The organism is Effusibacillus consociatus (assembly GCF_042652925.1).
Taxonomy (GTDB): domain Bacteria; phylum Bacillota; class Bacilli; order Tumebacillales; family Effusibacillaceae; genus Effusibacillus; species Effusibacillus consociatus.
In genome coordinates this window covers 61,801-86,441 of the sequence record NZ_JBHSHC010000096.1, presented here as the reverse complement: position 1 = coordinate 86,441, position 24,641 = coordinate 61,801, and the positions used below count along the sequence as shown (strand labels likewise).

The window sequence follows — 24,641 nt, the reverse complement described above, 5'->3', positions numbered from 1 at the left end:
TTTTTGCAACCCAATGAGTTGTTGCATTTTACTACAACCAGTATACAAGACAATCTTTTCAATTTTCAACAAAACGAAAAAGAAGGATAGAAATATTACTATCCTTCGAACAATTCTTGATTCTTTATTTACTTATTGATCTTTTGAGCGGATTTTGCCTCTTGTGGAAGCGTGATTCCTTTTGACTGATTTATATCGCTGAACTGAATACGATATGTGATCTGATCATATCTGCGAATTATATTCGGTTTCAATCTCATGTTTAGTTCCATTTTCTGAATTCCTACAGGTTCATTTCTTGTCCAAACGTGCATGACAGCCGTTTCCACATCCTCAAACCGAATACCATGCACTTCATCCCGAAACGGTTTGAGCTTTACGGAGAAATAGGAGCCTCGGTTTCCATCTTCCCGTTTCTCGATTGTGTGAGCGCTTTTTAGAAGTCGAAGCCAGAATGAAAAAGGATCTTTCAACCCCTGCAGCTCGCCTGCTACAGAACTCGTGTAATCCGTTTTGTTCCAGGTATTGGAATTTAAAGTATGGACGTAGATCACTTCAGGCTGAAAGTACACTTCAAACTGAAAGTCTTCCGTATCCGTTAACTTTGCTTTCGATGTCACCCAAACCGAATATGGGTCCTGCTGAGAAATGGATCGGATACGCAATTCCTCTTTGTTATCGAATTCAACTGTTTGAGTGGAAGAGTAAGAGCGCCATGCTTGTGAACTTGTCAGGGCCTTTTGAATGCGCAGCAAATCTTCTTCGTCACGGCTGCTGAACATGGTAAATGAAAGATAAAACAGCCCCACCCAGATCCCTAGTATGGAGGAGTATTTAAGCAATGTAGCCATTCAAATCATACCCCTCTTTTTCTTCCCAATAGCCTAAACCTCTTTCGTTAGTAAACTCAATCCGGTTCAGCCACTTAATCGATTTATATCCGTACATATCCGGATGGAACAATCGAAGAGGTGCCCCTTGATCGGCATTTAGCGGCTTTCCGTCCAACCGGTAAGCCAAGATCACATTTTGCTGCAAAAGTTGTGATAACTCATAGGTTTCTGTATATAACTGATCTGCCGAATACATCTTCACATAGTTTGCTCCAGGTTTCAGTCCCACCCTGTCAGCCACCGCATGGAAAAGGATTCCATCCCACTCAACCCCTGTTACACTCCAGCCTGTTACACAGTTAAAATCACGGACATACGATTGTTTGGGCAGTTTCATCAGTTCATCAAGTGAAAATTGTCCAGGCTGTTCAACCAGTCCGTCCACTACAAGCCGCCAGGCGGTTGGATCAAAGGGGGGATTGTCACTTCGTACTGAATAGATTCGAAAATAACCTCTCCTTTTTACAACATCAAGACCGGCAAGGAAACGTTCTGAGATCGGCTGGTACCAACGAACAATGCCACCTAACACCAAAGCTGTGAGTGCCCCGCCAAAAAGCATGATTACATCACGCCGATGGATCAAAATACCCCGATCGCGATCTTGATTTCCTGCACGCTTTACTTTCTTTGTTTTGCGCAGGTACCAAAGAGTGATATGCCCCAGAATCCATGGGATCACAAACAGGGAAAGAGCATCGTGAACCATGATGGAAAGTTGCCGGATTCCCAAATAAGCTGTAATATTCATCCAAAGATAAACACCGGTTACTGTCCAGCCAAGCCCGAGCGAGATCATGAGACATATATGAAACGTCTTTTGCCAATGTTTATAACTTCGAAGATATTGTACAATATAAGGAATTGACAACAGGATAAACAGGAAATACACGATACCCAGGATCGAATGAACTTGTCTGATTTCCCATTTTGCATCTCCAAAAAGGGTTCTCAGAGGATCAATGGAAAAGACAGCCCCCGTAAGCAGCAGAAGAAGGATCAAAAGACCATGGAAAAGATGGAGATAAAAATAAACCCTCCGTTTGTTCATAGACTTTCCTCCAGCTTTACATTTCCGGATCTGAATTGCAGAATTCGATCGGCCGCATAGACCCCCAATGAACTACAAGCTGTGAGAATCAAAGAAAATAGTGTCTCATATGCCCCAATTAAGAACAAGCTCAGTGGAAACACTGAACAATCAAGCAAAAAAATCAATTTGCTTAAAGAAAATCCGTACCGTTGATGAAGCATTTTAGCCAGCAGCGAACCTCCGCCCAAGCTGGCATTCCTCCTGGCCAGAAAGCCCAATGTAATCCCCATCCAAAAGCCGCCCGCTATGCTCCCCACCCAAATATTGTGGATCCCGAACCGGAGCAATGGTTCCTGAAGCACACCAATCACCAGCGAGGACGCAGCCATACAAAGAATCGAATTATAAAACAGATTTCGATAAAACAGAAAAGCTAGAATAAACAATGGTAAATTAAGCAAAAAGATTCCGAATCCGATATTGAAACCGAACAAATAATACCCGATTTGACTCAATCCGGTTACTCCACCATTCATGATCCTGTTGGGGACGGCAAACAAAAGATTGCCTACAGCAAAAAAGACGATGGCTCCAAATATGGTTAAGCATTTTTTTATCAAAATTCCCCTCACCCCAATAGGCCTGGATCGCCGGGCCGCTTATTCATGTGTCGTGTTTTTGCTGTCCCTCTGCAAATCTTTCTTGATCCAATCAATAAGTTCTCTTTCCCGTTCCTCGTTCATCTTCTGTGATAATTCCGGGGTCCACGTATAAAATCCTTTCCCGTTCTTTTGACCGAATTTCCCCTCACTTACAAGCCTGCGCATTGCAGCCAATGACTCCTTATGGGTGCTCAGATCGGGAAATAAGTAATTTGAAATCGAATCAAACACATCCAATCCTCCCATATCAGCCGTCATAAACGGACCCGTTACAGGGAGTCGGCGTCCAATGCTGTAGCGTACGGCAGCATCAATATCTTCCATCGAGGCAACTCCCTGCTCCAACAGGTACTGGGCTTCTCGAAACAACGCATACTGCAGGCGATTTCCGATTGAGCCAAGGACATCCTTTTGCACCATAATGGGTTTTTTATTCATTGAACGAAGCAGGTTTAAAGAACGGTGAATCGTTTGATCAGATGTCTGATCTCCACGTACCACTTCAACAAGCGGGATTAAATGCCCCGGGTTCCAGAAGTGAGTTACGATCGTTCGCTCCGGATGTTCGGTATATAACGCAATAGCGGTCGGACTAAGACCGGAGGTGTTGCTGGCAAGTATTACATCAATCGAACATTGTGCATCCAGTTTTTTAAACAAGTCCTGTTTCAGGGGGAGGTTTTCCGGTACCGCTTCAATAATAAATGTTGCGTTCGAAATGCATTCTTGCATCGATAAGGTAAATGTGACACGGGATTCGATCTCGGCTCGCTCTGCTGTTCCAATCACCTCATATTGCAGTAAAACATTCAGCTTGTCAGCAATGCCTTCCCTTCCACGTACGATATCCGCTTCACTGTTTCCCCAAACGGTAATTTCTAACCCTGACCATGCAGCAGCCAAAGCAATGGAAGACCCCATTGTACCGGATCCAAGTATCGCTAAATTTTCAGTATTTGACATCATTGATCCTCCCTCCTTGAAATCGAATTAGATGGCTGTCCATCCTCCGTCAACTCGAATGGTATCTCCCGTAACAAAGTTAGCTAAATCTGAGGCTAGAAACAGCACGGCTCCCGTTACATCGGAGGGAGCAGCCAGTTTGCCCAACGGAATCCGGTTTAGCACATCTTGATAAAACTCCTTGTCGGCCAGCATTTGCGCGGTTAGCTCGGTTTCTATGAAAGTGGGAGCCACCGCATTGACCTTGACATTGTAAGAGGCCCACTCCACAGCTAACGCCTTTGTTAACTGTACGACGCCACCTTTACTGGAACAATATGCGGAACGCTTAATGTAACCGACAAAAGCCATCTGGGAAGCAATGTTGATAATCTTGCCCCGTCCCTGTGCAATCATATACTTTCCTGCCCGTTGTGAACAGAAAAAAGTTCCTTTCAGATTCGTGTCGAGAATGCAATCCCACTCCTCCTCAGTTACCTCCAGGGCAGGTTTAGGGATATTGATTCCGGCATTGTTCACCAAGATGTCTAATCCTCCAAGACGAGACACTGCTTCATCGATCATTTTGTATATACAGGGAACGCGCTGCATATCTGCCACGATGCAGGAACAATTCGATTGATAACTTTTTAGTTCGTCAGTCGCAGATTCCAAAGCGGCTTCATCTCGTCCGGCAATAACCACTTTGGCACCCAATTTGGCAAACGCCAGCGCGATATTCCGCCCGATCCCTTTACTGCCGCCAGTGACAATTACTTTTTGTCCATTTAGTTCTGAAAAATAATTCAAAGTGTTCCCTCCATTCATCCCTTAAGCAAAATAAAGCGGGATAGCGTGGGTTCGTAAACCCACGCCAAGAGTTGCAAAGTTTTCAATTCGTTTGCTAGGCCTTAACAAACACCGTTTTGATCGATGTGAAAAATTCAATGGCTGCCTGACCCTGTTCCCGCGAATGAGAGCTTGACTGTTTCATTCCGCCAAATGGAGCCTGCAATTCCACACCGGCGCTTTCCGCATTGATGCGAACAAGCCCTGCTTCAATTTCATTAATAAATGAGAGCATGTTGCCAATGTCTTTTGTGAAGATGGAGGCACTCAACCCGAATGGAACATCGTTTGCCAGGGTTAATGCTTCTTCAATCGTATCGACTTTAATCAATGCCAGAACCGGACCAAAGATCTCCTCCTGTGAAATCGTCATCTTCGGTGTCACGTTTTCAAATATTGTCGGCTGCACATAGAAGCCGTTTTGCAGCTCGTCATCTTGAGGCTTGCCGCCCCCGCAGAGAAGGGTAGCTCCTTCTTCCATCCCTTTCCGGATATAGGAAAGAACCGTCTCCAGCTGATTTTCACTCGCGCAAGGACCCATCCAGGTGTCCCCGTCCAGTCCGTTGCCAATTTTTATTTCTTTGACTTTCGCCAACAGCTTTTCTTTAAACTCATCATACACGTCACTCTGAACAAAGACGCGGCTTGTGGCCGTACATTTCTGACCGGTTGAACGAAGTCCGCCGCTGATCGTCGCCTCGACCGCGAGATCAAGGTCGGCATCCGCTGCCACAATGACCGGGTTTTTACCGCCCATCTCAAGTTGATATTTGGCACCCCGTGCAAGAGCACCTTGACCCACCATTTTCCCCACCTGGTTCGAACCGGTGAATGTAATTCCGTTGATATCGGGATGATCAATAATTCCTTGCCCAATTACCGAGCCGTTTCCCGTCACCATATTTACAACACCTGCCGGCAAGCCGGCCTCGTCCATGCACTCAATCACTTTCGCTGCAGTAACAGCCGTTTCCTGAGCAGGCTTGAGAACCACCGTATTTCCATACACAAGAGCCGGGGCCATTTTCCATACGGGGATCGCCACCGGGAAGTTCCAAGGAGTAATCACTCCTACTACTCCAAGCGGCACACGGGTTGTAAACATCAGCGCTTCACTGTCGGTGGAAGGTATCACATCGCCGATTTTGCGCATTCCTTCCCCCGCGTAATAGCGTAAAATCGCGATGCCTCGTGCGGTTTCTCCCTTCGCTTCCGCGAAAGTTTTTCCCATTTCTCTTGTCATCGTCTCCGCCACTTCATCGATTCGCTTTTCCAATGCGTTGGCAATTCTGTACAGGTATTCCCCTCTGGCGGCACCTGACAGCTTTCTCCATTGCACCTGCGCTTTTTTTGCGGCCGCAACCGCCTTATCCAGATCCTCTTTGCCGGATTTCTGTATATAGCCAACAATTTCATTTATGTTCGCCGGATTGACGCTGGCATCCACTTGATTCACAGCAGCGGACACCCATTCTCCGTTTATATAATTCAAATATGTTTTTATCGTTGTTTCAAAACTCATTACCGCCATGTTCAAACCACCCGCCTCAGATTTGTAATGTTAAAACGTTGGACCGATCCGCCAAATCCCAAAATCATACTGTTTCAAAATTTCTGCTTTCGTGAGTTTTCCGGAAGCGACCGACCCAATCTCAGCGAATATCCGTTGCCCAACCGATTCAATCGATTCAATACCGTCAACAATCGTTCCCGCATTCAGATCCATATTTTCTGTCATGCTTTCAAACATCGGGGTATTTGTTGCAATCTTGATCACCGGGGCAATCGGTGAGCCCGTTGGTGTCCCTCTGCCGCTTGTAAACAGCACAATTTGTGCTCCCCCTGCCACCATACCGGTCAATTGTTCAATGTCATGACCCGGGGTATCCATCCAAACAAGCCCTTTTTTCGTTGGAACTTGGGCGTACTCGATTAACTCCTGCAGCGGCCGGGTACCCGCCTTGGCAGCCGCTCCAAGTGATTTTTCTTCTAACGTGGTTAATCCGCCTTTTCGATTCCCGGGACTTGGATTTCCGGTTCGGATATCCACTCCCATCGCAATTGCCCGATTTTCCATCGCTTCAATCACTTCATAGACCCGCTTGGCCACCCTTTCATCGACTGCACGATTCGCGAGCAAATGCTCGGCACCGATCAATTCGGTTGTTTCCGCCAAAATCGCAGTCCCACCGCGGTCGACGATCATGTCGCTCACGACACCGACCGCCGGATTTGCGGACAATCCCGAACAAGCATCCGAACCGCCGCATTCTGTGCCAACGATCAGTTCGCTGAAATCAATCGGTTCCCGCATCAAAGCAGAAGCATCCTGCGCCATTTTCGCCGCAATTCTCGCTCCCTGGGCAATCGCCCCGAGTGTGCCGCCATGATCCTGAATCGAAACCACTTCGACCGGCTTGCCGCTTTTTGCAATCTCCCCCGCAACCGATCTAGCCTGATGAGTTTCACACCCAAGGCCCAAAACTACGACCCCGTACACATTCGGATTCGTCCCCATGCCCACATAGGTACGAAATGTTTGTTCATAATCGACACCCACCTGCGCACATCCGTGTTGGTGTATAAAAGACACTGTCCCTTGAACAAGCTCCGTAATCTGTTTTGCCGCTTGGGTGGCACAAGTGATCGTCGGCAGAATCAGGACATGGTTTCTTACACCGACCCGGCCGTCCGGACGCCTGTATCCCCAGAATTTAGGGAAGTTTTGTGTACTCAACTTTGTCACCCCTTCCTCTTTTTCCTTCTACGTTGTGAACATGTACATGATCGCCGGCAGCTATCTCCTGAGAAGCAACCCCTATGACCTCCCCGTATTTAAGGACGTCTTCGCCCTTTTTTATCGGAACAACGGCGAATTTATGGCCAAATTCGATCGCATCCTTCAAAACGATTTCGAACGTTTTGTCCTGACATACTACATGAACGAGTGCCCCTGCAGCAATATTGCTTAAAGCAACTGCCACGTTGTCCTGCGGCTTCATCATGACAGTGTTGTAAGTCGTGATCATAGGGACCTCCTTTTTTATCCAACATTTTGCATTACAGGCGCTTGCGCTTTGACCGGGTTATTCAGCACCCCGATCCCCGGGATTTCGATCTCGATTCGATCTCCATCCTCCAGAGTAAATTCGTTTGGTGGAATAATACAAGTTCCGGTCAAGAGCACTGTGCCGTCAAATATGACATTGTCTCGGACAAGATAAGATACGAGTTCGTCCAATTTTCTCTTGAGTTGTCCGGTACTTGCGGACCCTTCGACCACTTTTTCTCCATTGCGGAAAATTCGGCACACGATTTCGAATTTGTATGGGTCTTCGACCGTTTCCACCAGCCGAATCGCAGGGCCGATTGCACAAGAATTCTTCCATATTTTCGCTTGCGGAAGATACAATGGATTCTCGCCTTCAATATCACGGGAACTCATATCATTGCCAATCGTATAGCCAAGAATTTTGCCTTCCTTATTGATCACGACACCTAATTCCGGTTCAGGAATTTGCCAGTGCGAATCACTTCGCAAATAAACGCTGTCATTGGGTCCTACCGTACGGGCTGACGTAGATTTAAAGAAAATCTCTGGCCGTTCGGCATCATAGACTTTGTCATAGAATGTCGTAACATCCAACTTGCCGCCGGTAGATTCATAATTTCGGGCATCTTTGCTTCTTTCATAAGTGACCCCGGATGCCCAAACTTCGGGCGCTTCGATAGGGACGAGCAAGTGCAAATCATCAAAGTCTGCATTCAAAGGAGCAGATTCTTGAATTACCGATTGCACCAGCACAAACGGCGTGGTGTTTTGCTGATCGGCCTTCTGAACCAATTCGATAAAGTTTGCAAAACGCAGTTGATAAACTTGATCTGCGTCTGTCAATACAGCAAGAGTCGGGAGATTGTTTTCATTTAAGAAACGAATAATACGCATGGAAATGCACCTCCGAAAGTTTTATATTATAAAACCGTGTTTTGTTCATTAGCTACTAGTGTCTAAATGACACCAGCTTATCTCAATAGTTCTGCCACCGTCTTCAACTCTCGTGAGAGGTGAATCCCATATCCCATCTGTTGGGATATTTCATCTGCCGCCTGCCTTAATAGGAGCAATACATTCTCCACCGGCTGATCACCAAGACTTGATATAGGAGTGGACATACTGGCTGCGGCCACTACTTGACCCGAATGATTTCGTATCGGAACAGCCACACAGCGAACACCCGGTTCATTCTCTTGGTTATCAATGGCATATCCTAAAGAACGCACGTTCTCAAGCTCTTTTAGGAAGTCCTGTTCATTCGTGATGGTGTTGGCAGTGTGGACAGTATAAACATATCCGTGAAGAATCTTTTTGATTTCTTCCAAATTTTTAAAAGCGACCAGCACTTTCCCAACGGCACTGGAATGGATGGGAACTCTTCGGCCTATACGTGAATACGCGACGATTCCGGAAGTTCCTTCCACTTTATCAATGTATACGCCTTCTTTTCCGTCAAGAATCACAAGATGAGTAGTTAACCCTGTTTGCTCCGTCAAATTCAGCAGATACTTCCTTGCGATTGGCCGCAGGTCCAAACTGTGAATCACGAAATTCCCACGTTCCAACAATTTCAGTCCCAGCTTGTATTTTCCGTTTTCCGGGTTTTGTTCAATATAGCCGTGTACTTGCAGGGTTTTTAACAAAGAGTGAACCGTGCTTTTGTGCAATCCCATCCGGTCGCTGATATCCGTAATCTTAAGCTCTGTCTCATGCTCATCAAATAAATCCAAGATCCGAAGTGCCCGGTCAACAGCTTGAATAATTGGCAATTCTCTCACCCCCTCGCCTTCCGAATGGCTTCCACATATTGTTTCGCAATTTCCGTAATCTTGTCAAAATCGTTCGATTCAATTGCTCTCCGGTCAACCAGGTTTCCACCAATCCCGACCGCGGCAACTCCCGCTTCAATAAAAGATGCCACATTCTCAAGATTGACTCCTCCGGTCGGGATCACCGGCACATGCGGAAAAGGGGCTTTTATATCCTTGATGTACTGAACTCCAAGACCTTCTGCGGGGAAGATCTTAACGAGATCCGCGCCCCACTCGATGGCTGTTATCATCTCAGTTGGAGTCATAACTCCCGGGACGGCAATTTTTCCGTATCGCAAAGCCGTTCGGATCACATCTTGATGGAGGCTGGGGCTGAACAGGAAATCAGCTCCGCTCTCGATTGCCAGCCGCGCCGATTCACCGTCTATCACAGTACCTGCACCAACAACCGCCCGGTTTTTTAATCTGGCAGACAGCTTTCGTATAACAGCGAAAGCACTCTGACTGTCTATGGTAACTTCGAGGGAGGTTACACCTCCTGCAACGAGACTCTCCGCAACTTGTTCCATGGCTTCTTCCGGGACCCGGCGGATCACTGCAATCACACCGCTTTCGGTAAGCCGCTGCAGCAAAGAAACTTTAGGCAGCATCCAAATTCCACCTCCCCAAACTATCGAAATACTTCTTTCTTATTGTGATCGGGGTCGACCTGGGACCAAAACGGCAGTCCTTCGACGTCTCCAACAACAGTTAATGCCAATGCACCTGTTTGATTTCCGAGCCGAACAGCTTCTTTATAAGTCCAGCCTCTGAGAAGTCCTGACAGAAAACCGGCTGCGAACGCATCCCCAGCACCTATCGGATCGATAATTTGCTTGACCGGGAATCCTTCAACATACCCAGCTTCTCCGGCAGCAGCGTAATAAGCACCCCGCTCACCAAGCTTAATCACAACCACCTTGGATCCATTTTCCAAAAGGCAGGCGGCAATATGTTCCGGCTCAGTTTCTCCCGTAAGAATTTCACCTTCTTCAATCCCGGGCATCACAATGTCACATTTGCTCGCTACATCCATTAATACGTCTCGTGCTTCTTCTTTTGACCACAGTTTCAAACGTATATTCGGATCAAAGACGACTGTGATGTGATTTTGATTTGCCAATTCAATCGCATGATTCACAGTATCGGCACATGAGGGACTTAAGGCCGGAGTGATTCCCGTTACATGCAGATATTTGGCTTGGGTAATGTAAGCCGGATCCAGATCGTGCGGAGTCATATGACTTGCAGCCGATCCTTTGCGGTAATAGTAGACTTTGGGCTCCTGTCCCATCTGCCGTTCTTTAAAAAACACGGCGGTCGGATGCTGATCATCAAAAACAACCCGCGAGGTATCTACTCCCTCTCCGCGAATAAAATTCCGGACATACAATCCGAATTCGTCATTCCCCAGACGACTGATCCAGCCAACCTGATGTCCCAACCGGGCAAGACCGATTGCAACATTCGATTCCGCTCCGCCAATTGTTTTTTCAAATTGTGCCGCGTATCGCAGCGGTCCAACAGATACCGGATTGAAGAGCACCATCGTTTCTCCGAATGTTATAACGTCCATTGCATTACTTTGCCGCAGGAACCGCCAGTCCCTTAGGAATCGCCAGTCCCGCAGCTCCCCTTTCCGATGTTTTCAGGTGGGGTGCATATCGTTTGATCAGATCCTGACCGAGTCGGGCTCTCCGAACACGTTCTCTGCACAATGCAACCGAAGTCGTTTCCAGATGGGTTCCGGACGGATAAATATTGGGCGAGTTGCGCAGTCCGAACTTAATATAGACAGGAGCCGCTACCCTGATAATCTCAGGGATGTCGTAATGTCTTATAAAACCGCCAATATCATCCGGCGCCTCGACATAAATATCGATCGGGATATCGACCGCCTGCCGGATTGCCGCCAGACGAGCCAATGTCAAGTCTGTTGGCACATTGTACGTTCCGGCCCCAATTTGTTCGATGAGACGAATCGATACCGGATTGGAATGAGCCATTTGCACCGAAATTTTCACTACCAAATCATTCGGCAATTCACCTATTTTCTTAAATTCGTTGACCAGCCATAAGAGACCTTCATCTGCTGCCAAGATGCTGCGGATTCCCATACTGCAGGCCCGTTTGATATCTTCAATGGAATAAACCAGCTGGTCCATCCCCTGCACTCTAAGAGCCGCGATTTTCCCGGCACTGGCCCATTGCATCGGGGTAATGTCCCATGATCCGCGGGGACCGACAAACAAACTGACTTCGAGCTTTTCTCTCCTGCCGATTTCCGCCATTTGGCTGAGCTCGTCATCTGTAAGGAGCATGATACCGCTGCCTTGCGAGATTCGGTGGATTACTACTTCGTAATCTTCACAAGCTTGCACAACCGCTTCAAAAGAGGCTGGCCCTTCAACACTGGGAATTTCAACACGGTATTGGGCTCCGTCAGGAAACGTCTTGGCAGATGTGGGCAATTCATGACAATCTCCGGCGGGAAAGCCAAGTTTTTGGATTGTATCTCTTGTCTGATTCAAGGGATTGCCTCCTTCCGAATTGTGAATCATCTCATTACTTGGTCTGCAACAGGCAGTTTTATATCCTTTCTGTAATCGAGCTCGGCTTCTTCCGCCACCGCCAGGGGAACAACTCCTAGAGCGGCATCGGTATGTCCGTACATTCGGTTGCTGGCTGCAACGAGCCGCTGCCGCTTTCGAATCCTCGCCAATCTCTCTTCCCCTAAACCATTTCTCTCTTTGCGAACTGAATCAAACTCGAACTGAAGTGAACCGTTCCGGAATGCCGTCTCATCGACAAACTGAATTTGGCGTTCACGCAGATTGAGATAGAGAAGATCACCTGTTTTGAGATAGAGAATGCCTCCGCCCTCGAGGGCTTCAGGTGTCATATGGCCGATAGCGGCACCGTAAGTTACACCGGAATATCGTCCGTCACTGATCAACGTCGCCAAACGTTTCAAGGAACGGTTAGCGTTGATGTGCTGCATCGGAGTAAACATCTCCGGCATCCCGAATGCGACAGGACCTTGACCCGATATAATAACGGCAATCTTTAGAATCGCTTTCTCTACCAACCTGTCAAACAGGGATTCGTAATCCAAATCTTTCAAATTCGGGTACTCTTCCGGAGAATTATATTTTAGTGCAGCCAACAAATTGTCATGGCTGAAGCAGCGCTCCAGCTTTAAAGTCTCCATCAAATTGGAGTCCAGCAGACCGCGGTTTGCATCATCCTCATTTTCGTAGTAGAGAACAAATGCCGCTTTTTTATCAAATTCATCCAACTGGGAAGTTGGCATGCCGCTGATTTTTACAACCGCACTTTCAAAAAAGTTGCCTGTTAATACATCAACACCGCTAAACGACCGTCGGGGATCCGCTAAAATAATCGGATTTTCGCTAACATTTAGCGCGGATAAACGCTCTCTGTTTTGAAGCCGTTCCCGCCAAGCAGTACCGGTAACGGTTGGAGCATCCGCATCCATCGGAACCCCGTTTTCCAACAACTCATGAAATAACGTTTCCATGCCCCGGATGCTGCCGCTGCAGCACTGTGACGCAAGTACGAAAATATCCCTGCCTTGTGTCAAACTGTAATCGAATAAATCCGGAACCGGATGCTCATGGTGGATCTGGTCCAAATCCCAAAGGCTAAACTTATAGCCGCCGTAAAGCATGGCAGCAACCATATGCATCATCAAATTTGTCGATCCGCCTGATGCACTGTGTATGCGAATCGCATTTTTAATATTCGCGGCCATGATATTCGAGACCCCGAATACCGGGTCATTGATCATGGTTGAAAGACTGTCAAGAGATTGATTGATTGCTTCCTGGCTTGGAGGATCTGTCAACAGTTCCAGTGACGGGTGGACCAAACCCATTCCCGCAACCAGATGTCGGGAGCTGTTGCCGGTACCATTGAAAGCGCAGACTCCCCCTTTTCCGTCACATGTAGCGACAGCCAATCTTTTTTCAAAATCTTTGCGGACAGCTTTCGTAATGATGTCTCTTTCCGCTGCCCGTTCGAGTACTCCCTGGAAGGCTGTGTTCGAAGAGCATTGTAAAATATACGCCATCGCATCCCGCAAATCGTAGGCAATATCAAATGCTCCCAATTGCTCTGCCCGTTTCGCCACCTCTTCCAATTCGGCGAATAAATCGGAAGGAATCGTCCCTCCCTGCAGTACATGGGCAGGAGCAAACGTTGCAAAGAAGGGTGCTTCTCCCCTCATCTTTCTGATGCGGTCCAAATGAGCCAATGCACTGACAACGCCAAGCGGTTGTTTATCACATCCCTGAATCACAAATGCGCCATGGTAACTGTGCGACTCCATCTGGTTCACAACCATTTGGGCCACTGCATTGCGGCTTTGCAAAGAATAGCTCATCCCTTGGTTGCTCTGGGCGGTTCCATCACACATCACAGGTGTGGAAAAATAGAACGGGACCCCTCCGTTTTGCCAGATGCGGATGGCTGCACGAGCCGAAGTTTGAAAATCCATGATGTGGGCCGGATGATCAGGAGACCCGCCTATAATTGCAATACGGGGAGCATTCTCTTCCAGCCTGTCATAAATTTCTTCCAGCGACCAGTCCGGCTTGGGACCTTCATAACCGGAACCAAGAATCTGTTTGGAACGGTCGAGCAGACCGGCAACACAAATCGGTTCATTTGCTTTCCCCTGTACATTATCCCGATATGGATTAACCGGATTATTTATCGATGGATATTTCACGGCCACTTAACCTGTCCCCCCTGACTTTCAAGTTTTACGCTCTTCCGGGTCCCCGCCAAAGTACTCGGAATAAGCAACAACGCTTCACTTCACTTTGGTGGGCCCACTTACCACTCCGCTACACTTCCGTCTTCATGACGCCAAACCGGATTTTTCCAATTATGACCCTCCAGAGCTGCTTCCTTCACCCGCACTTCATTAATCTCGATACCGAGACCGGGGCCTTGGGGGATCTCGACAAAGCCGTCCACATATTTAAAGATCGTGGGATCTGCCAAGTAATCCAGCAAATCGCTTCCCTGGTTATAGTGGATACCCAAACTTTGTTCCTGAATAAACACGTTCGGAGTGCATGCGTCTACCTGTAATGAAGAAGCAAGTGCAATAGGTCCAAGCGGACAATGAGGAGCCACCGCCACATCAAAAGCCTCGGCCATTGCCGCTATCTTCTTCACTTCAAGAATACCGCCGGCATGAGACAAATCCGGTTGAATAATGTCGACATATCCATCGATCAATAACTGTTTGAATCCCCAGCGGGTATATTGTCTTTCCCCCGTTGCAATCGGGGTTGTCGTATGGTGTGCAATTTCCCGGAGTGCCTCATTATTTTCAGGAAGCACAGGTTCCTCCAGGAACATGGGTCGGTAAGGTTCCAGTTCTTTGGCCAGAATTTTGGCCATTGCTTTATGAACCCGGCCGTGGAAGTCGATCCCAATCCCGACATCTTTGCCAACCGCTTCACGAACGGCCGCAATTCGCTCCACCACAGCTTCTACCCTGGATGTACTATCGATATAATTCATCTCTTCGGTAGCATTCATCTTCACCGCCGTGAATCCGGCATCCACCTTTTCTTTGGCGGCAGCCCCTACATCCTGCGGACGGTCGCCTCCAATCCAGGAATAGACACGTACTTTGTCCCGTGCGGCACCGCCAAGCATCTGATACACAGGAACGTTATAAAATTTGCCTTTAATATCCCACAAGGCTTGTTCAATTCCGGACAGGGCACTGGTCAGGATGGGGCCGCCCCGATAAAACCCGCCGCGGTATAGGACCTGCCAATGGTCTTCGATTCGCAGGGGATCTTGACCGATGAGATATTCACTCAATTCGTTGACACAAGCTTCCACCGTATCAGCTCTTCCTTCAACAATCGGCTCCCCCCATCCGGTGATCCCTTGATCCGTTTCTACTTTTAGAAAGAGCCACCGGGGCGAGACTTTGTAGAGGGTAAATTTCGTTATTTTCATGGAAAAGCCCCCTTTTAAGAAATATCGACGTATCGGTGTTCAGAAAAATGCATTGGAACCGGTTCGGTCAGGATCTCAATATCTTCGTTCGCTCTTGCTTCCGGAATCAGGCTTTCCGAGATCCAGATATTCTCCAATTCAAGCGTATTATGGATCCGGACGAGTCTAACTTTTGATAAATCAAATAGATTGCTGATCTTAATCGCAGCTTTGACCGCCAGTTCTTCTGTTTCGAGAAACATGGGCAGTTTCACCATACTGACTACCGTACTGGTTAGCGCATTCGCATATCCTTTTTCCCACTCGATGGATTCAAACACTTTGCGGGTTGTTACATCCGCCAAACCGATTCCATTTGCGTTGCCGTGAGTCTTCTCAGTTAAACCGAGTACGGCAATACGGTTGACCTGAGGACCGCCGCTTGCGTAAGGGGTTCCATATCTCCCTGTGATATTCGGATCCATTCCGTCACCGGAAATGTTTTTGCCTATTTCGTCAACCACCAAAACATCAATAGGATCAAACATGATTCTCGGCATTAACGCTTTTGCCTCTAGCAGCAGCTGGGGCTCAATCTCTTCAAATTTCTCTGCGGGAACCGCAACAATTTTGGCTGGTCGATCATATGCGTTTTCAATCGTTCCCAGTCCAAAGATGATCGGCACTTTGCTCAAAGTGATCCTGGCCATTGCCGGAACGTGCTCCGCCATATATTTGAAGCTGTATGCATGGGCGGCATCAGCTCCTTTTTGCTTTCCAAGCCCAATCGTAATCATTTTCATGAGACCGCTTTCGACCGGCCCCCGAAATGCGGTATGAGGTTTAATCCGGTTGATAACTATGACCTTATCCGCTTCGTAAGCGTATTTGTCCACGTAGACCGGAAGGCCGTTGGGAAGCCTCCCTGCCTCAACTACGTCCATACTTGAGAGGATCGGAGCACCGATAAAAGATTCGGTAACTCCCAATTGTTCCAGCACTTCAGTTTGTCCCTCGGCGGATGCCCCCCCATGGCTGCCCATAGCGGGAACAATGAACGGTTCGCCTCCCACGGAGTTTACGGTGTTAACCACTTCCCTCACAAGAATCGGAATATCTGCCACTCCACGGCTTCCTACTGCAATCGCTACCCGGTCACCCTTCGCAATCCGGGACAAAACCCCTGCCTCCTGAATCGCCTGGTGAACAGCCGCAGGGACATCGGAGACTTCAGGTGCATGGAACTTCTGCCGTACTTTCACCATTCGCGGGAGAGGAACGTTCTGGAGCAATTCTTCAATGATTTTCATTTGCCGATCCTCCTCAATCAGGACATACTAATTACTTACGTGCTTTTTTTACTTCTTCGTACATTTCTTTCACCAGGTCTTCACCGAATTCTTTTGCATATTTGTCGATAACAGGCTTAATCGCTTCCTGAATTTTTGCCTTGTCAGCAGCTGAAACTTCGTTAACTTTCATGCCTTTCGCCTTCAGGCTTTCAAGCGATTTTCCATTTTGCTGACGGCTAATCTCACGCTGATATTTACCCGCTTCAACTGCCGCATCCTGCATGATTTTCTTTTCGTCGGCGGAAAGCTGATCCCAGAACTTTTTGCTGACCAGGAACACGAACGGAGTGTAAACATGGTTTGTCAGGCTCAAGTAAGGCTGCACTTCATTGAACTTGTTCGACTCGATTGTCGCCAGCGGATTTTCCTGACCATCAACCGTTTTGCTTTCAAGTGCGCTGAACACTTCTGAGAAAGCCATCGGTGTCGGATTCGCACCCAAAGCTTTAAATGCATCCAGATGCACTTTGTTCTGCATCGTACGAATCTTCAAACCTTTGAAGTCATCCGCTGTTGCAACAGGTCGTTTACTGTTCGTCAAGTTGCGGAAACCGTTTTCCCAGTATCCGAGACCAACCAAGCCGTGCTGCGGCAGTTTATCAAGCAATTTTTTCCCGAGAGGACCGTCAAGAACTGCATCCGCTTCCTTCGGATCATTGAATACGAACGGAAAGTCGAAAATGCCGTATTCTTTCACGGTGCCCACCAACGGAGAAGTGGAAGGAATGGTGATTTCCTGCAATCCGCCCTTAAGAGCTTCGGTCATTTTTTGGTCGTCACCCAACTGTGCAGCGAAGTACGTTTGCACCTTTATTTTTCCGCCGGTTTTGGCTTCGACAATTTCCTTAAACTTCTTTAGACCTTGCCCTTGTGGATGATCCTCATTCAGACCAATCCCTGCTTTAATTACCCGTTCCTTGGCTCCACCGGAAGCTGCTGGCTGTGCGGAACCTCCATCAGTTTTACCGCTTCCGCATCCTACTACCGTTGCGAGAAGACTGGGAATTACCAGAGCAATCGCTGCGTTTTTCACCCATTTTTTCATAATCTGACCCCTTTTAATTTGATAGTTTTATATAGTCTTACTTCATGACAGCAAAGTGTTCTAAAATATATCGCTGTTCCGGCTTGCTGGCTTGAAGTGAAACTTTTTCTTTGACTTGCCGGTTAATCAAATATTTTGGATATTCCCCGTGCAATAGCACATCGACAATTCCCAGGGCCGCCTTTGAACGCATCTCAGCGGCAGCTTCTTCCGAATACCAAGCGACATGCGGCGTTAAAACCACATTTTCCATTGAAAGCAACGGATGATCTGCACGAATCGGTTCTTCCTCCACTACATCGAGGCCGGCACCGGCAATGCGACCTTCCTGTAAAGCTTCAACTAGAGCTCCCTCATCAATTACAGGACCCCGGGATGTATTAATCACAAATGCATCTTTTTTCATCAATTCAAACTGCTTTTTCCCGAGCAATCCTTGTGTGGAGGGAGTGAGCGGAGCGTGAACCGATAGAATATCAGCCTTTTGGCATAACTCATCCAGAGAAACGAGAGTCACTCCCTTGTCCCTCGCTACCGCTTCCGGAACATAGGGGTCAAACGCAATCACTTCCAGCCCCAGAGGTTTCACTTTCTCTGCCAGAGATTGAGGAATTCTGCCAAATCCCGCTAGACCAAGAGTGCGTCCCCGTAACCGATATATCGGTTGAGTAACCTTAAAATCCCACTTCCCGTTTTTCACATATCGGTTTGCCAGGGTTACTTTCCTTGTCAAGTCCAGTAATAAAGCAAGCGCGTGGTCAGCTACTTCATCCATACAGTAATCAGGAACATTCGCCACACAAATTCCTTTCTCAGTGGCCACGTTCAAGTCAACCGTATTCACACCTACACCGTATCTTGTAATAACCTTGCATTTCTTGAGCGATTCAATCACCTTGCGGCTGATGGGCGCATATTGATTGATGATTCCATCCGCATCCCGGCAGGCTTCAATCACTTCTTCTTCCGTTCGGCATTGGGCCGAAACCAATTCAATCTCCTCATGACGCAAAACTCGTTCTTCGTAACGCAGATCCGCATACTCCCAATCTGTTACAACGACTTTCCATTTCGCCACCGATCTCCACCTCCGAATCAACTGTTATTTTTTCTCCAGGAATTCTATTGGAACAGTAACGATTTCCGGGAATAGAATCAGCAGCAAGAGAATTACGCAATGAACCAATAAGAACGGCCAGACACCTTTCATAACGCCTTGCATATCTACTTTCCCCACACCGCAGGCGACATTTAAAACCGTACCTACCGGCGGAGTCAGCAATCCGATTACATTATTGACAATAAATAGAATTCCGAAGTATACCGGATCAATTCCAGCCTTTTGGATAATTGGCATAAGAACTGGTGTAAGGATCAAAATAGTAGGCGTCAAATCTACGGCAGTGCCTACAAGAAATACCAGCAAGTTAATCATCAACAAAAGAAGGATCTTGTTATCCATTACCGGTTCCAGTAAATCGGTTATTTCAGCCGGAATATTTGCAACCGTAATCAACCACGCGGATACCATGGCTGCAGCGGCAAGGAACATGACCACACTTGTCGTCTTGGCAGACGATACCAACAGTTCGTAGAGATCTTTGATTTTCAGCTCACGGTAGACAAACAAACCGACAAACAGCGCGTAGAAAACTGCAACAACCGCAGCTTCCGTCGGGGTAAAGACGCCTCCGCGCATACCTACAACAATGATGACGGGCAGCATAAGGGCCCAAACAGCCTCCACCGTTGCCCGGAAAATTTCCTTACCTGATTTGCGGGGCTGTACTTCAAATTGTCCATTCCGAACCATCCACCACCAAGCTATTGCCAGCCCTGCTGCCATCAGAAGACCCGGAACAATCCCGCCGAGAAACAATTTTGTTATCGATACGTTTGCGGTTACTCCAAAGATGATCATCGGGATGCTTGGCGGAATTACCGGAGCAATGATTCCGCTCCCCGCAATGAGGCCTGTCGCCTTGTTTCGGTCATAGCCCGCTTTCACCATCATAGGAATCAAAATGGCACCAAGAGCTGCTGTATCCGCGACAGCCGATCCGGACAGACCGGCAAATAAAATGCTGCCTATGATCGCAACATAACCAAGTCCGCCGCGAATATGTCCGACAAGGGACATCGCAAACGATACAATTCGTTTCGAAATGCCTCCGCCGTTCATTAACTCCCCGGCAAGGATAAAAAATGGAATTGCCATCAAGGGGAAGTTGTCTGCACCATTGATCAGGTTTTGTGCAATAATTTGGCTGTCAAACACGTCAAGGACAAACATAAGGGCCACACCACTTATCAGAAGCGCATAAGCGATAGGCATCCCCAACGCCATTGCACCAAGCAGTGAACCGACGAAGACCGTTAATGTCATGTTGTGACCCCCTTCGCATCCGTCTTAACGTTGTGATCTGATACTTCTTCCGACTCCCGTGTCATGATCAAGTCGTTGATCGATATCTTTTGAAACAGGACGCGGAACAAATTGTTAAGTATAATGATCCCCATGCCTAAGCTCGAGACCACACCAATTCCGTATACAAAAGCGAGCGGCAAGCCTGTAGCAGGTGCCTGACTATCCATATTCAGCTCTGTCATTTTCCAACTGCCGTCCAACACCAGCCAGAGAATATACAGAATCAGCAAGTTGCTGATTACATAGACAACTTTTTGGAGCTTAACCGGCAGTTTTTTTACAAGCATATCCACGCCGAGATGCTCATTCTCTTTCAACCCAAGAATAGCTCCCAAAAAGATCATCCATATAAACAGGAATCGGGACATCTCTTCCGACCATGTAATACCGGAATTAAACGCATAACGCAGGACAACGTTGCCAAAAACCAAAATGGACATCAGTGCCAAAGAAGATGCAATTGCGATCTTTAACAAATTGCTGACCGCTTTTGAAATTGTCTGCATGGATTTACCCCCTTTCGGGCTTGTCAAATACCCGGTTGATTATTTTGCTTCGGCTTTGATTTTTTCGATCAACTCTTTTGTCGAGGGATTTTTCTTGTAGAATTCTTCGTAAATCGGCTGTGCTGCAGATTGCATTTGTTTTTTGAAATTGTCATCCGGAGTATGGAATTTTAAGCCTTTTTCTTCAAGGAATTTTTTGTCCGTTGCTTCGTTCTTCTCAAGCAGTTCCCATTCATAATCAGCGGCGGCTTTCGAGGCTTCCTCAACTGCTTTTTGCTGCTCAGGAGTCAGCTTCTGCCAAAACTTATTGTTTACGATATAAACGTTCGGGCTGAACATATGGCGGGATTCAAGCACATGTTTTTGCACTTCGTACCAACCGGAGGCACGCAGGGTCGCAATCGGATTTTCCTGTCCGTCCACCACTTTTTGCTCAAGAGCCGCGAACACTTCTGAAATGGGCATAGGTGTTACGTTCGCTCCCCAAGATTTCCCCAATGCTATGTAGTTGGGAATGTTCGGCATTCTCAGGCGGAAACCTTTAAAGTCTTCCAAGTTTGTAATTGACTTATTGCTGGAAACCATGCGGAAACCATTTGCACTCCAGGCCAGGACACGAACTCCGTGTTTCGCTTCCATTTCAGCCGTCAATTCCTTACCAAGAGGGCCACTCAGCACAGTCTTGGCATGTTTATAATCTTTGAACAAGAACGGCAGTTCAGGGATCGCCATTTTGGGAATATCGGCCTGCATGATCATTCCGGGGATTCCCATTTCAATTGTGCCGTTTCGCACTCCGTCATAAAATTCTTTTTCTGCACCCAGTTTGCTGTTTTCATAGATTTCCACTTTGAGAGTACCGTTCGAATTCTTTTCAACCAGCGGTTTGAATTTCTCACGAAGAGCGACATTTTGCGGATGATTCTCGGCAAAATAGTTTGCAATTTTAATCGTGTGGGTTTTGGCCGCTGTGTTACCGCTTTCAGAGGTGGCAGTTTTACTGCTTCCGCAGCCTGACACCAAAATGGATGTTGCTAAAGTAAGACTCGAAATAAGTGCAATCCCCGTTTTCATTCAAAAGACCTCCCTTTATAATTACCATCTCATTGAAAACGCTGTCATTCCGGATAAAACGCAACCTTCTCCCTTATTTAAAACCACCACCTTAAAATTCTTTTTTCTACTGCCAACATAAATAGTTTTATAATATAAAACCAAGTTTTCATTTTGCTTGGTGTAAAAACCGGTCCACGACCGGTTGTTTGATATTATAAAACTAAATTCTGTAATTTCGTCTTATTCTGAAATTAATATTATTTCAGTCCAATTGACTTGTCAATGAATAATTTTTCGACAATAAAGTCGAGATATGAAATATTTTTTTACACCTCTTGCTTCATCCGGTTGGTTAGGCCGCCCAATTTGTCAATTTCGATCGTAACTTCATCCCCGTCCTTCAGCCACACTTGTTCCTCTTTCGGATATCCGAAAATTACTCCTTCCGGAGTTCCCGTCAGTATAATATCGCCAGGCTGAAGAGTCATGAATTGAGAGATATAACTGACCAATTCATCGCAATAGAAGACCATATCGGCTGTGTTTGAGTTTTGCCGGATCTCTCCGTTCACATAAGAACGAATCCCCAGATCGTTCGGGTTTCCAACTTCATCCGACGTGACCAGATAAGGACCCAACGGACTGAATCCGTCACAGCATTTGCCAAGCAGCCATTGATTGGTTCGGAACTGCAGGTCACGTGCAGACAAGTCGTTTACTGCACAATAGCCAAAGACATAATTTAAAGCTTCTTCCTTCGGTACACGCTTGGCTGTTTTGCCGATTACAATCACCAATTCCGCTTCATAGTCTACCTGCTCGGAGTTGAATGGCAGGTCAATAATGTCTCCGTGAGCGGCAACTGTGTTATCAAATTTATTAAACAGAATCGGATACTCAGGGATCGGCATATTGGACTCTTCCGCATGTTTCCGGTAGTTGAGCCCCACACAAATGATCTTTCCCGGATTGGGAACACAAGGTCCGAGAGATAACTCCTCTTCGTTAAGAAACACATCCGAGTTACCGCTTTCAAGGGTCCGCCTTACATAAGAAGATACCTCGTCCAACACTCTTTCACCGTCCGCAAGAAGCTCCTCCACCGTTTTCTGAACTTGCAATACGCCTTTTTCCGTTTTGACTCCCAGCTTCAATCCCTCTTCTGTTCGAAACGTTAAAAACTTCATCCTATGTATCTCCTTTTCTATGTACTAGATTTATTTGTTGCTGGGTTGCCACGGTTTTTCCGGGTCCCCGCCAAAGTACGAATTGGCACTTGAGATTCTTTCCGGGTCCCCACGAAAGTACTCGGAATATGCTTCGAAGATTCAGCTTCACTTTCGTGGGCGTGTATTACGCCATTTTGCCAAAGGTGGCTCCTCCATCGATGTACAGTGGAGAGCCCATCATAAACTTTGATTCATCCGACGCAAGAAACAATGCTGCTTTCGCAACATCTTCAGGCGTCCCCAAGTCGCCACTCAACTGACGTTTTTTAATGTTTTGCAACGCCTCATCCGGATTCTCGTAAGAAGTTTTCAGGTAGTCTTCAACAAACGGAGTCAAAATAGTTCCCGGCAGCAAAGCGTTGACTCGAATATTGTAAGTGGCATAGTCCACTTGCATCGATTTTGTTAACGCCAGAACCGCTCCCTTGGTCGCGGCATATACAGCCCGTCGCATCAGCCCGATCTCGGCAATGCAGGATGACATGTTGATAATGCAACCAGCTTTACGCTCCATCATATGAGGGATAACAAATTTACTCGGTAAAAATACACCCTTGATATTTACATTCATCACCCGATCCCACAGTTCATCACTGGTTTCGTGAAGGGCCCCCACACCGGCAATTCCGGCGTTATTAAACAGTACATCAATTTGTCCATATCGGGCGAGCGCCCTTTTTACCAAGTCCTCCACTTCCGGGGAAACGCTTACATCCGCTCGCAGAAAAATGGCTTCCCCTCCGTGTTCACAAATTTCTTCCGCAGTTTCGGTTCCATGTTGTTCGGAGAGATCATTCACAATCACCCTCGCTCCTTCTTTCGCGAACAACAAGGCAGTGGTTTTCCCGATTCCGGAACCGGCACCGGTAATCAATGCCACTTTGTTCTTCAGTCTCACTCCCAATCCCCCTCACGTTCTTGTATGACCAGCTCTCTGCGACAATCGTCTGGCCAAATCCACAATTTCATCACGAGCCAAATCGAATTTTTCCTGCCAGGCGGTTTCCATCATCGTGAAACTAACCGCAGCAAGGATTCGATCCGAGTGGTTATAGACAGGGGCGGCGATACAGTAAAAACCGGCCACTGCTTCCTGCAGATCACAGGCATACCCATTGATTTTGCTTTGTTTCACTTGCTCCCACAATTGTTCCAAATCTGTGACTGTATAAGGTGTCATGGCTTCAAATTCCTGGTCATGATAAAGCTCCCGCAAGGAATCATAATCAAATTGTGTCAGTAACGCTTTTCCAAGAGAAGTAGCGTGTGCGGGAAATCTCATTCCCGGGTCGGAAACCACTCGGACAGGTGCGGCAGTTTCTTCTTTGGCCAAATACAAAACATGCCTTCCATTCAACACGGCCAATTGAATCGTTTCGCCGACACGTTTGGCGGACGATGCAGCTTCTTCGTGAAAAGACTGGAGCAAATGAAACTGTCGGAAAAAAGCAGCACTTAAAGATCCTAGGGCTGGCCCCAGCGAATAGGTATCTCCTTTTCCCTTTACCACCCAACCAAGCGTTTCCATTGTATTGAGCAGAGAATACATAGAGCTTTTGTTAATTCCCAGGCGGTTCGATAGATCGATCAGCCTAAGATCCGACGGTTCAGCAGCCAGTAGAGCAAGTATCGCGTTTGCCCGCTCTAAAGCTGGCACCCAATATTTCTGCATGAAAATAAACCTCATTTCTCAATGTCCACACATGTTCGCAACAGAATCCGAAAGATCGGTTTAGTATAGAAAACCAAGTTTAATATACCGATTGCTTTGACTATATCATATGCGGGCATG

The 24,641-nt window shown here is 47.1% G+C and carries 24 protein-coding genes; all 24 read right to left on the bottom strand.

Translation table 11 applies throughout. The features are described from left to right. Positions 1 to 128: 128 nt before the first annotated feature. A complete protein-coding gene (locus ACFO8Q_RS11880; protein ID WP_380025989.1) occupies positions 129 to 851 on the bottom strand; it encodes a hypothetical protein in 723 nt (240 codons plus the stop codon). Further along, positions 835 to 1,944 carry a molybdopterin-dependent oxidoreductase gene (locus ACFO8Q_RS11875; RefSeq protein WP_380025988.1) on the bottom strand — a complete coding sequence of 370 codons (1,110 nt, stop codon included), beginning with the start codon at positions 1,942 to 1,944 and terminating at the stop codon, positions 835 to 837. Before ACFO8Q_RS11875 ends, ACFO8Q_RS11880 begins: the two co-directional genes overlap by 17 nt. Continuing rightward, entirely contained in the window at positions 1,941 to 2,546 is a 606-nt protein-coding gene (locus tag ACFO8Q_RS11870) for a YitT family protein (RefSeq protein ID WP_380025987.1), read from the bottom strand. The genes ACFO8Q_RS11875 and ACFO8Q_RS11870 overlap by 4 nt, the downstream gene beginning before the upstream one ends. Before the next feature lie 39 nt (positions 2,547 to 2,585). Then, positions 2,586 to 3,551, bottom strand: a complete 966-nt coding sequence (locus ACFO8Q_RS11865) for a 3-hydroxyacyl-CoA dehydrogenase family protein (RefSeq protein ID WP_380025986.1) — start codon at positions 3,549 to 3,551, stop codon at positions 2,586 to 2,588. A gap of 27 nt (positions 3,552 to 3,578) precedes the next feature. Next, the gene (locus tag ACFO8Q_RS11860; RefSeq protein WP_380025985.1) at positions 3,579 to 4,340 is read right to left on the bottom strand and encodes an SDR family NAD(P)-dependent oxidoreductase; all 762 of its coding nucleotides are present in this window, start codon (positions 4,338 to 4,340) and stop codon (positions 3,579 to 3,581) included. Between the two features lie 94 nt (positions 4,341 to 4,434). Further along, positions 4,435 to 5,901: an alpha-ketoglutaric semialdehyde dehydrogenase GucD gene (gucD, locus tag ACFO8Q_RS11855; protein WP_380026100.1), complete on the bottom strand. Its 1,467-nt coding sequence runs from the start codon at positions 5,899 to 5,901 to the stop codon at positions 4,435 to 4,437. 39 nt (positions 5,902 to 5,940) lie between these two features. Further along, the gene (locus ACFO8Q_RS11850; protein WP_380025984.1) at positions 5,941 to 7,116 is read right to left on the bottom strand and encodes a UxaA family hydrolase; all 1,176 of its coding nucleotides are present in this window, start codon (positions 7,114 to 7,116) and stop codon (positions 5,941 to 5,943) included. Next, on the bottom strand, positions 7,094 to 7,408 hold the full coding sequence (locus ACFO8Q_RS11845) for a UxaA family hydrolase (RefSeq protein ID WP_380025983.1): 315 nt from the start codon (positions 7,406 to 7,408) through the stop codon (positions 7,094 to 7,096). Before ACFO8Q_RS11845 ends, ACFO8Q_RS11850 begins: the two co-directional genes overlap by 23 nt. Before the next feature lie 14 nt (positions 7,409 to 7,422). Then, positions 7,423 to 8,325, bottom strand: coding sequence for a fumarylacetoacetate hydrolase family protein (locus ACFO8Q_RS11840; protein ID WP_380025982.1), 903 nt, complete (start codon positions 8,323 to 8,325; stop codon positions 7,423 to 7,425). A gap of 77 nt (positions 8,326 to 8,402) precedes the next feature. Next, on the bottom strand, positions 8,403 to 9,203 hold the full coding sequence (locus tag ACFO8Q_RS11835; RefSeq protein WP_380025981.1) for an IclR family transcriptional regulator: 801 nt from the start codon (positions 9,201 to 9,203) through the stop codon (positions 8,403 to 8,405). 5 nt (positions 9,204 to 9,208) lie between these two features. Next, positions 9,209 to 9,856 (bottom strand): bifunctional 4-hydroxy-2-oxoglutarate aldolase/2-dehydro-3-deoxy-phosphogluconate aldolase, encoded by a 648-nt coding sequence (locus tag ACFO8Q_RS11830; RefSeq protein ID WP_380025980.1) that lies wholly within the window; start codon positions 9,854 to 9,856, stop codon positions 9,209 to 9,211. A 20-nt stretch (positions 9,857 to 9,876) separates the two neighbouring features. After that, positions 9,877 to 10,821, bottom strand: a complete 945-nt coding sequence (locus tag ACFO8Q_RS11825; protein ID WP_380025979.1) for a sugar kinase — start codon at positions 10,819 to 10,821, stop codon at positions 9,877 to 9,879. Between the two features lie 4 nt (positions 10,822 to 10,825). Further along, positions 10,826 to 11,776 carry a U32 family peptidase gene (locus tag ACFO8Q_RS11820; RefSeq protein WP_380025978.1) on the bottom strand — a complete coding sequence of 317 codons (951 nt, stop codon included), beginning with the start codon at positions 11,774 to 11,776 and terminating at the stop codon, positions 10,826 to 10,828. A 26-nt stretch (positions 11,777 to 11,802) separates the two neighbouring features. After that, the gene (locus ACFO8Q_RS11815) at positions 11,803 to 14,004 is read right to left on the bottom strand and encodes a dihydroxy-acid dehydratase domain-containing protein (RefSeq protein WP_380025977.1); all 2,202 of its coding nucleotides are present in this window, start codon (positions 14,002 to 14,004) and stop codon (positions 11,803 to 11,805) included. Between the two features lie 101 nt (positions 14,005 to 14,105). After that, positions 14,106 to 15,254, bottom strand: a complete 1,149-nt coding sequence (gene dgoD, locus ACFO8Q_RS11810) for a galactonate dehydratase (protein WP_380025976.1) — start codon at positions 15,252 to 15,254, stop codon at positions 14,106 to 14,108. A gap of 14 nt (positions 15,255 to 15,268) precedes the next feature. Next, positions 15,269 to 16,543, bottom strand: coding sequence for a nickel pincer cofactor-dependent isomerase, group 22 (locus tag ACFO8Q_RS11805; RefSeq protein ID WP_380025975.1), 1,275 nt, complete (start codon positions 16,541 to 16,543; stop codon positions 15,269 to 15,271). A gap of 31 nt (positions 16,544 to 16,574) precedes the next feature. Next, on the bottom strand, positions 16,575 to 17,630 hold the full coding sequence (locus ACFO8Q_RS11800) for a TRAP transporter substrate-binding protein (RefSeq protein WP_380025974.1): 1,056 nt from the start codon (positions 17,628 to 17,630) through the stop codon (positions 16,575 to 16,577). Between the two features lie 37 nt (positions 17,631 to 17,667). Beyond that, entirely contained in the window at positions 17,668 to 18,708 is a 1,041-nt protein-coding gene (locus ACFO8Q_RS11795; protein ID WP_380025973.1) for a C-terminal binding protein, read from the bottom strand. Positions 18,709 to 18,732: 24 nt separating this feature from the next. Continuing rightward, positions 18,733 to 20,016, bottom strand: coding sequence for a TRAP transporter large permease (locus ACFO8Q_RS11790; RefSeq protein WP_380025972.1), 1,284 nt, complete (start codon positions 20,014 to 20,016; stop codon positions 18,733 to 18,735). Beyond that, complete coding sequence (locus ACFO8Q_RS11785; protein ID WP_380025971.1) at positions 20,013 to 20,564, bottom strand: TRAP transporter small permease; 552 nt, start codon at positions 20,562 to 20,564, stop codon at positions 20,013 to 20,015. The genes ACFO8Q_RS11790 and ACFO8Q_RS11785 overlap by 4 nt, the downstream gene beginning before the upstream one ends. 39 nt (positions 20,565 to 20,603) lie before the next feature. Continuing rightward, positions 20,604 to 21,638, bottom strand: a complete 1,035-nt coding sequence (locus ACFO8Q_RS11780; RefSeq protein WP_380025970.1) for a TRAP transporter substrate-binding protein — start codon at positions 21,636 to 21,638, stop codon at positions 20,604 to 20,606. A 308-nt stretch (positions 21,639 to 21,946) separates the two neighbouring features. Beyond that, positions 21,947 to 22,807 (bottom strand): fumarylacetoacetate hydrolase family protein, encoded by an 861-nt coding sequence (locus ACFO8Q_RS11775; RefSeq protein WP_380025969.1) that lies wholly within the window; start codon positions 22,805 to 22,807, stop codon positions 21,947 to 21,949. Positions 22,808 to 22,973: 166 nt separating this feature from the next. Then, positions 22,974 to 23,747, bottom strand: a complete 774-nt coding sequence (locus ACFO8Q_RS11770) for an SDR family NAD(P)-dependent oxidoreductase (protein ID WP_380025968.1) — start codon at positions 23,745 to 23,747, stop codon at positions 22,974 to 22,976. 12 nt (positions 23,748 to 23,759) lie between these two features. Beyond that, the gene (locus tag ACFO8Q_RS11765) at positions 23,760 to 24,521 is read right to left on the bottom strand and encodes an IclR family transcriptional regulator (RefSeq protein WP_380025967.1); all 762 of its coding nucleotides are present in this window, start codon (positions 24,519 to 24,521) and stop codon (positions 23,760 to 23,762) included. Between the last annotated feature and the right edge of the window lie 120 nt (positions 24,522 to 24,641).

Coding starts and splice junctions, on each gene's coding strand:
- ACFO8Q_RS11880 (WP_380025989.1), bottom strand. CDS start 851: ATGGCTACATTGCTTAAATACTCCTCCATACTAGGGATCTGGGTGGGG.
- ACFO8Q_RS11875 (WP_380025988.1), bottom strand. CDS start 1,944: ATGAACAAACGGAGGGTTTATTTTTATCTCCATCTTTTCCATGGTCTT.
- ACFO8Q_RS11865 (WP_380025986.1), bottom strand. CDS start 3,551: ATGTCAAATACTGAAAATTTAGCGATACTTGGATCCGGTACAATGGGG.
- gucD (WP_380026100.1), bottom strand. CDS start 5,901: ATGAGTTTTGAAACAACGATAAAAACATATTTGAATTATATAAACGGA.
- ACFO8Q_RS11845 (WP_380025983.1), bottom strand. CDS start 7,408: ATGATCACGACTTACAACACTGTCATGATGAAGCCGCAGGACAACGTG.
- ACFO8Q_RS11840 (WP_380025982.1), bottom strand. CDS start 8,325: ATGCGTATTATTCGTTTCTTAAATGAAAACAATCTCCCGACTCTTGCT.
- ACFO8Q_RS11830 (WP_380025980.1), bottom strand. CDS start 9,856: ATGCTGCCTAAAGTTTCTTTGCTGCAGCGGCTTACCGAAAGCGGTGTG.
- ACFO8Q_RS11825 (WP_380025979.1), bottom strand. CDS start 10,821: ATGGACGTTATAACATTCGGAGAAACGATGGTGCTCTTCAATCCGGTA.
- dgoD (WP_380025976.1), bottom strand. CDS start 15,254: ATGAAAATAACGAAATTTACCCTCTACAAAGTCTCGCCCCGGTGGCTC.
- ACFO8Q_RS11805 (WP_380025975.1), bottom strand. CDS start 16,543: ATGAAAATCATTGAAGAATTGCTCCAGAACGTTCCTCTCCCGCGAATG.
- ACFO8Q_RS11800 (WP_380025974.1), bottom strand. CDS start 17,630: ATGAAAAAATGGGTGAAAAACGCAGCGATTGCTCTGGTAATTCCCAGT.
- ACFO8Q_RS11790 (WP_380025972.1), bottom strand. CDS start 20,016: ATGACATTAACGGTCTTCGTCGGTTCACTGCTTGGTGCAATGGCGTTG.
- ACFO8Q_RS11785 (WP_380025971.1), bottom strand. CDS start 20,564: ATGCAGACAATTTCAAAAGCGGTCAGCAATTTGTTAAAGATCGCAATT.
- ACFO8Q_RS11780 (WP_380025970.1), bottom strand. CDS start 21,638: ATGAAAACGGGGATTGCACTTATTTCGAGTCTTACTTTAGCAACATCC.
- ACFO8Q_RS11775 (WP_380025969.1), bottom strand. CDS start 22,807: ATGAAGTTTTTAACGTTTCGAACAGAAGAGGGATTGAAGCTGGGAGTC.
- ACFO8Q_RS11765 (WP_380025967.1), bottom strand. CDS start 24,521: ATGCAGAAATATTGGGTGCCAGCTTTAGAGCGGGCAAACGCGATACTT.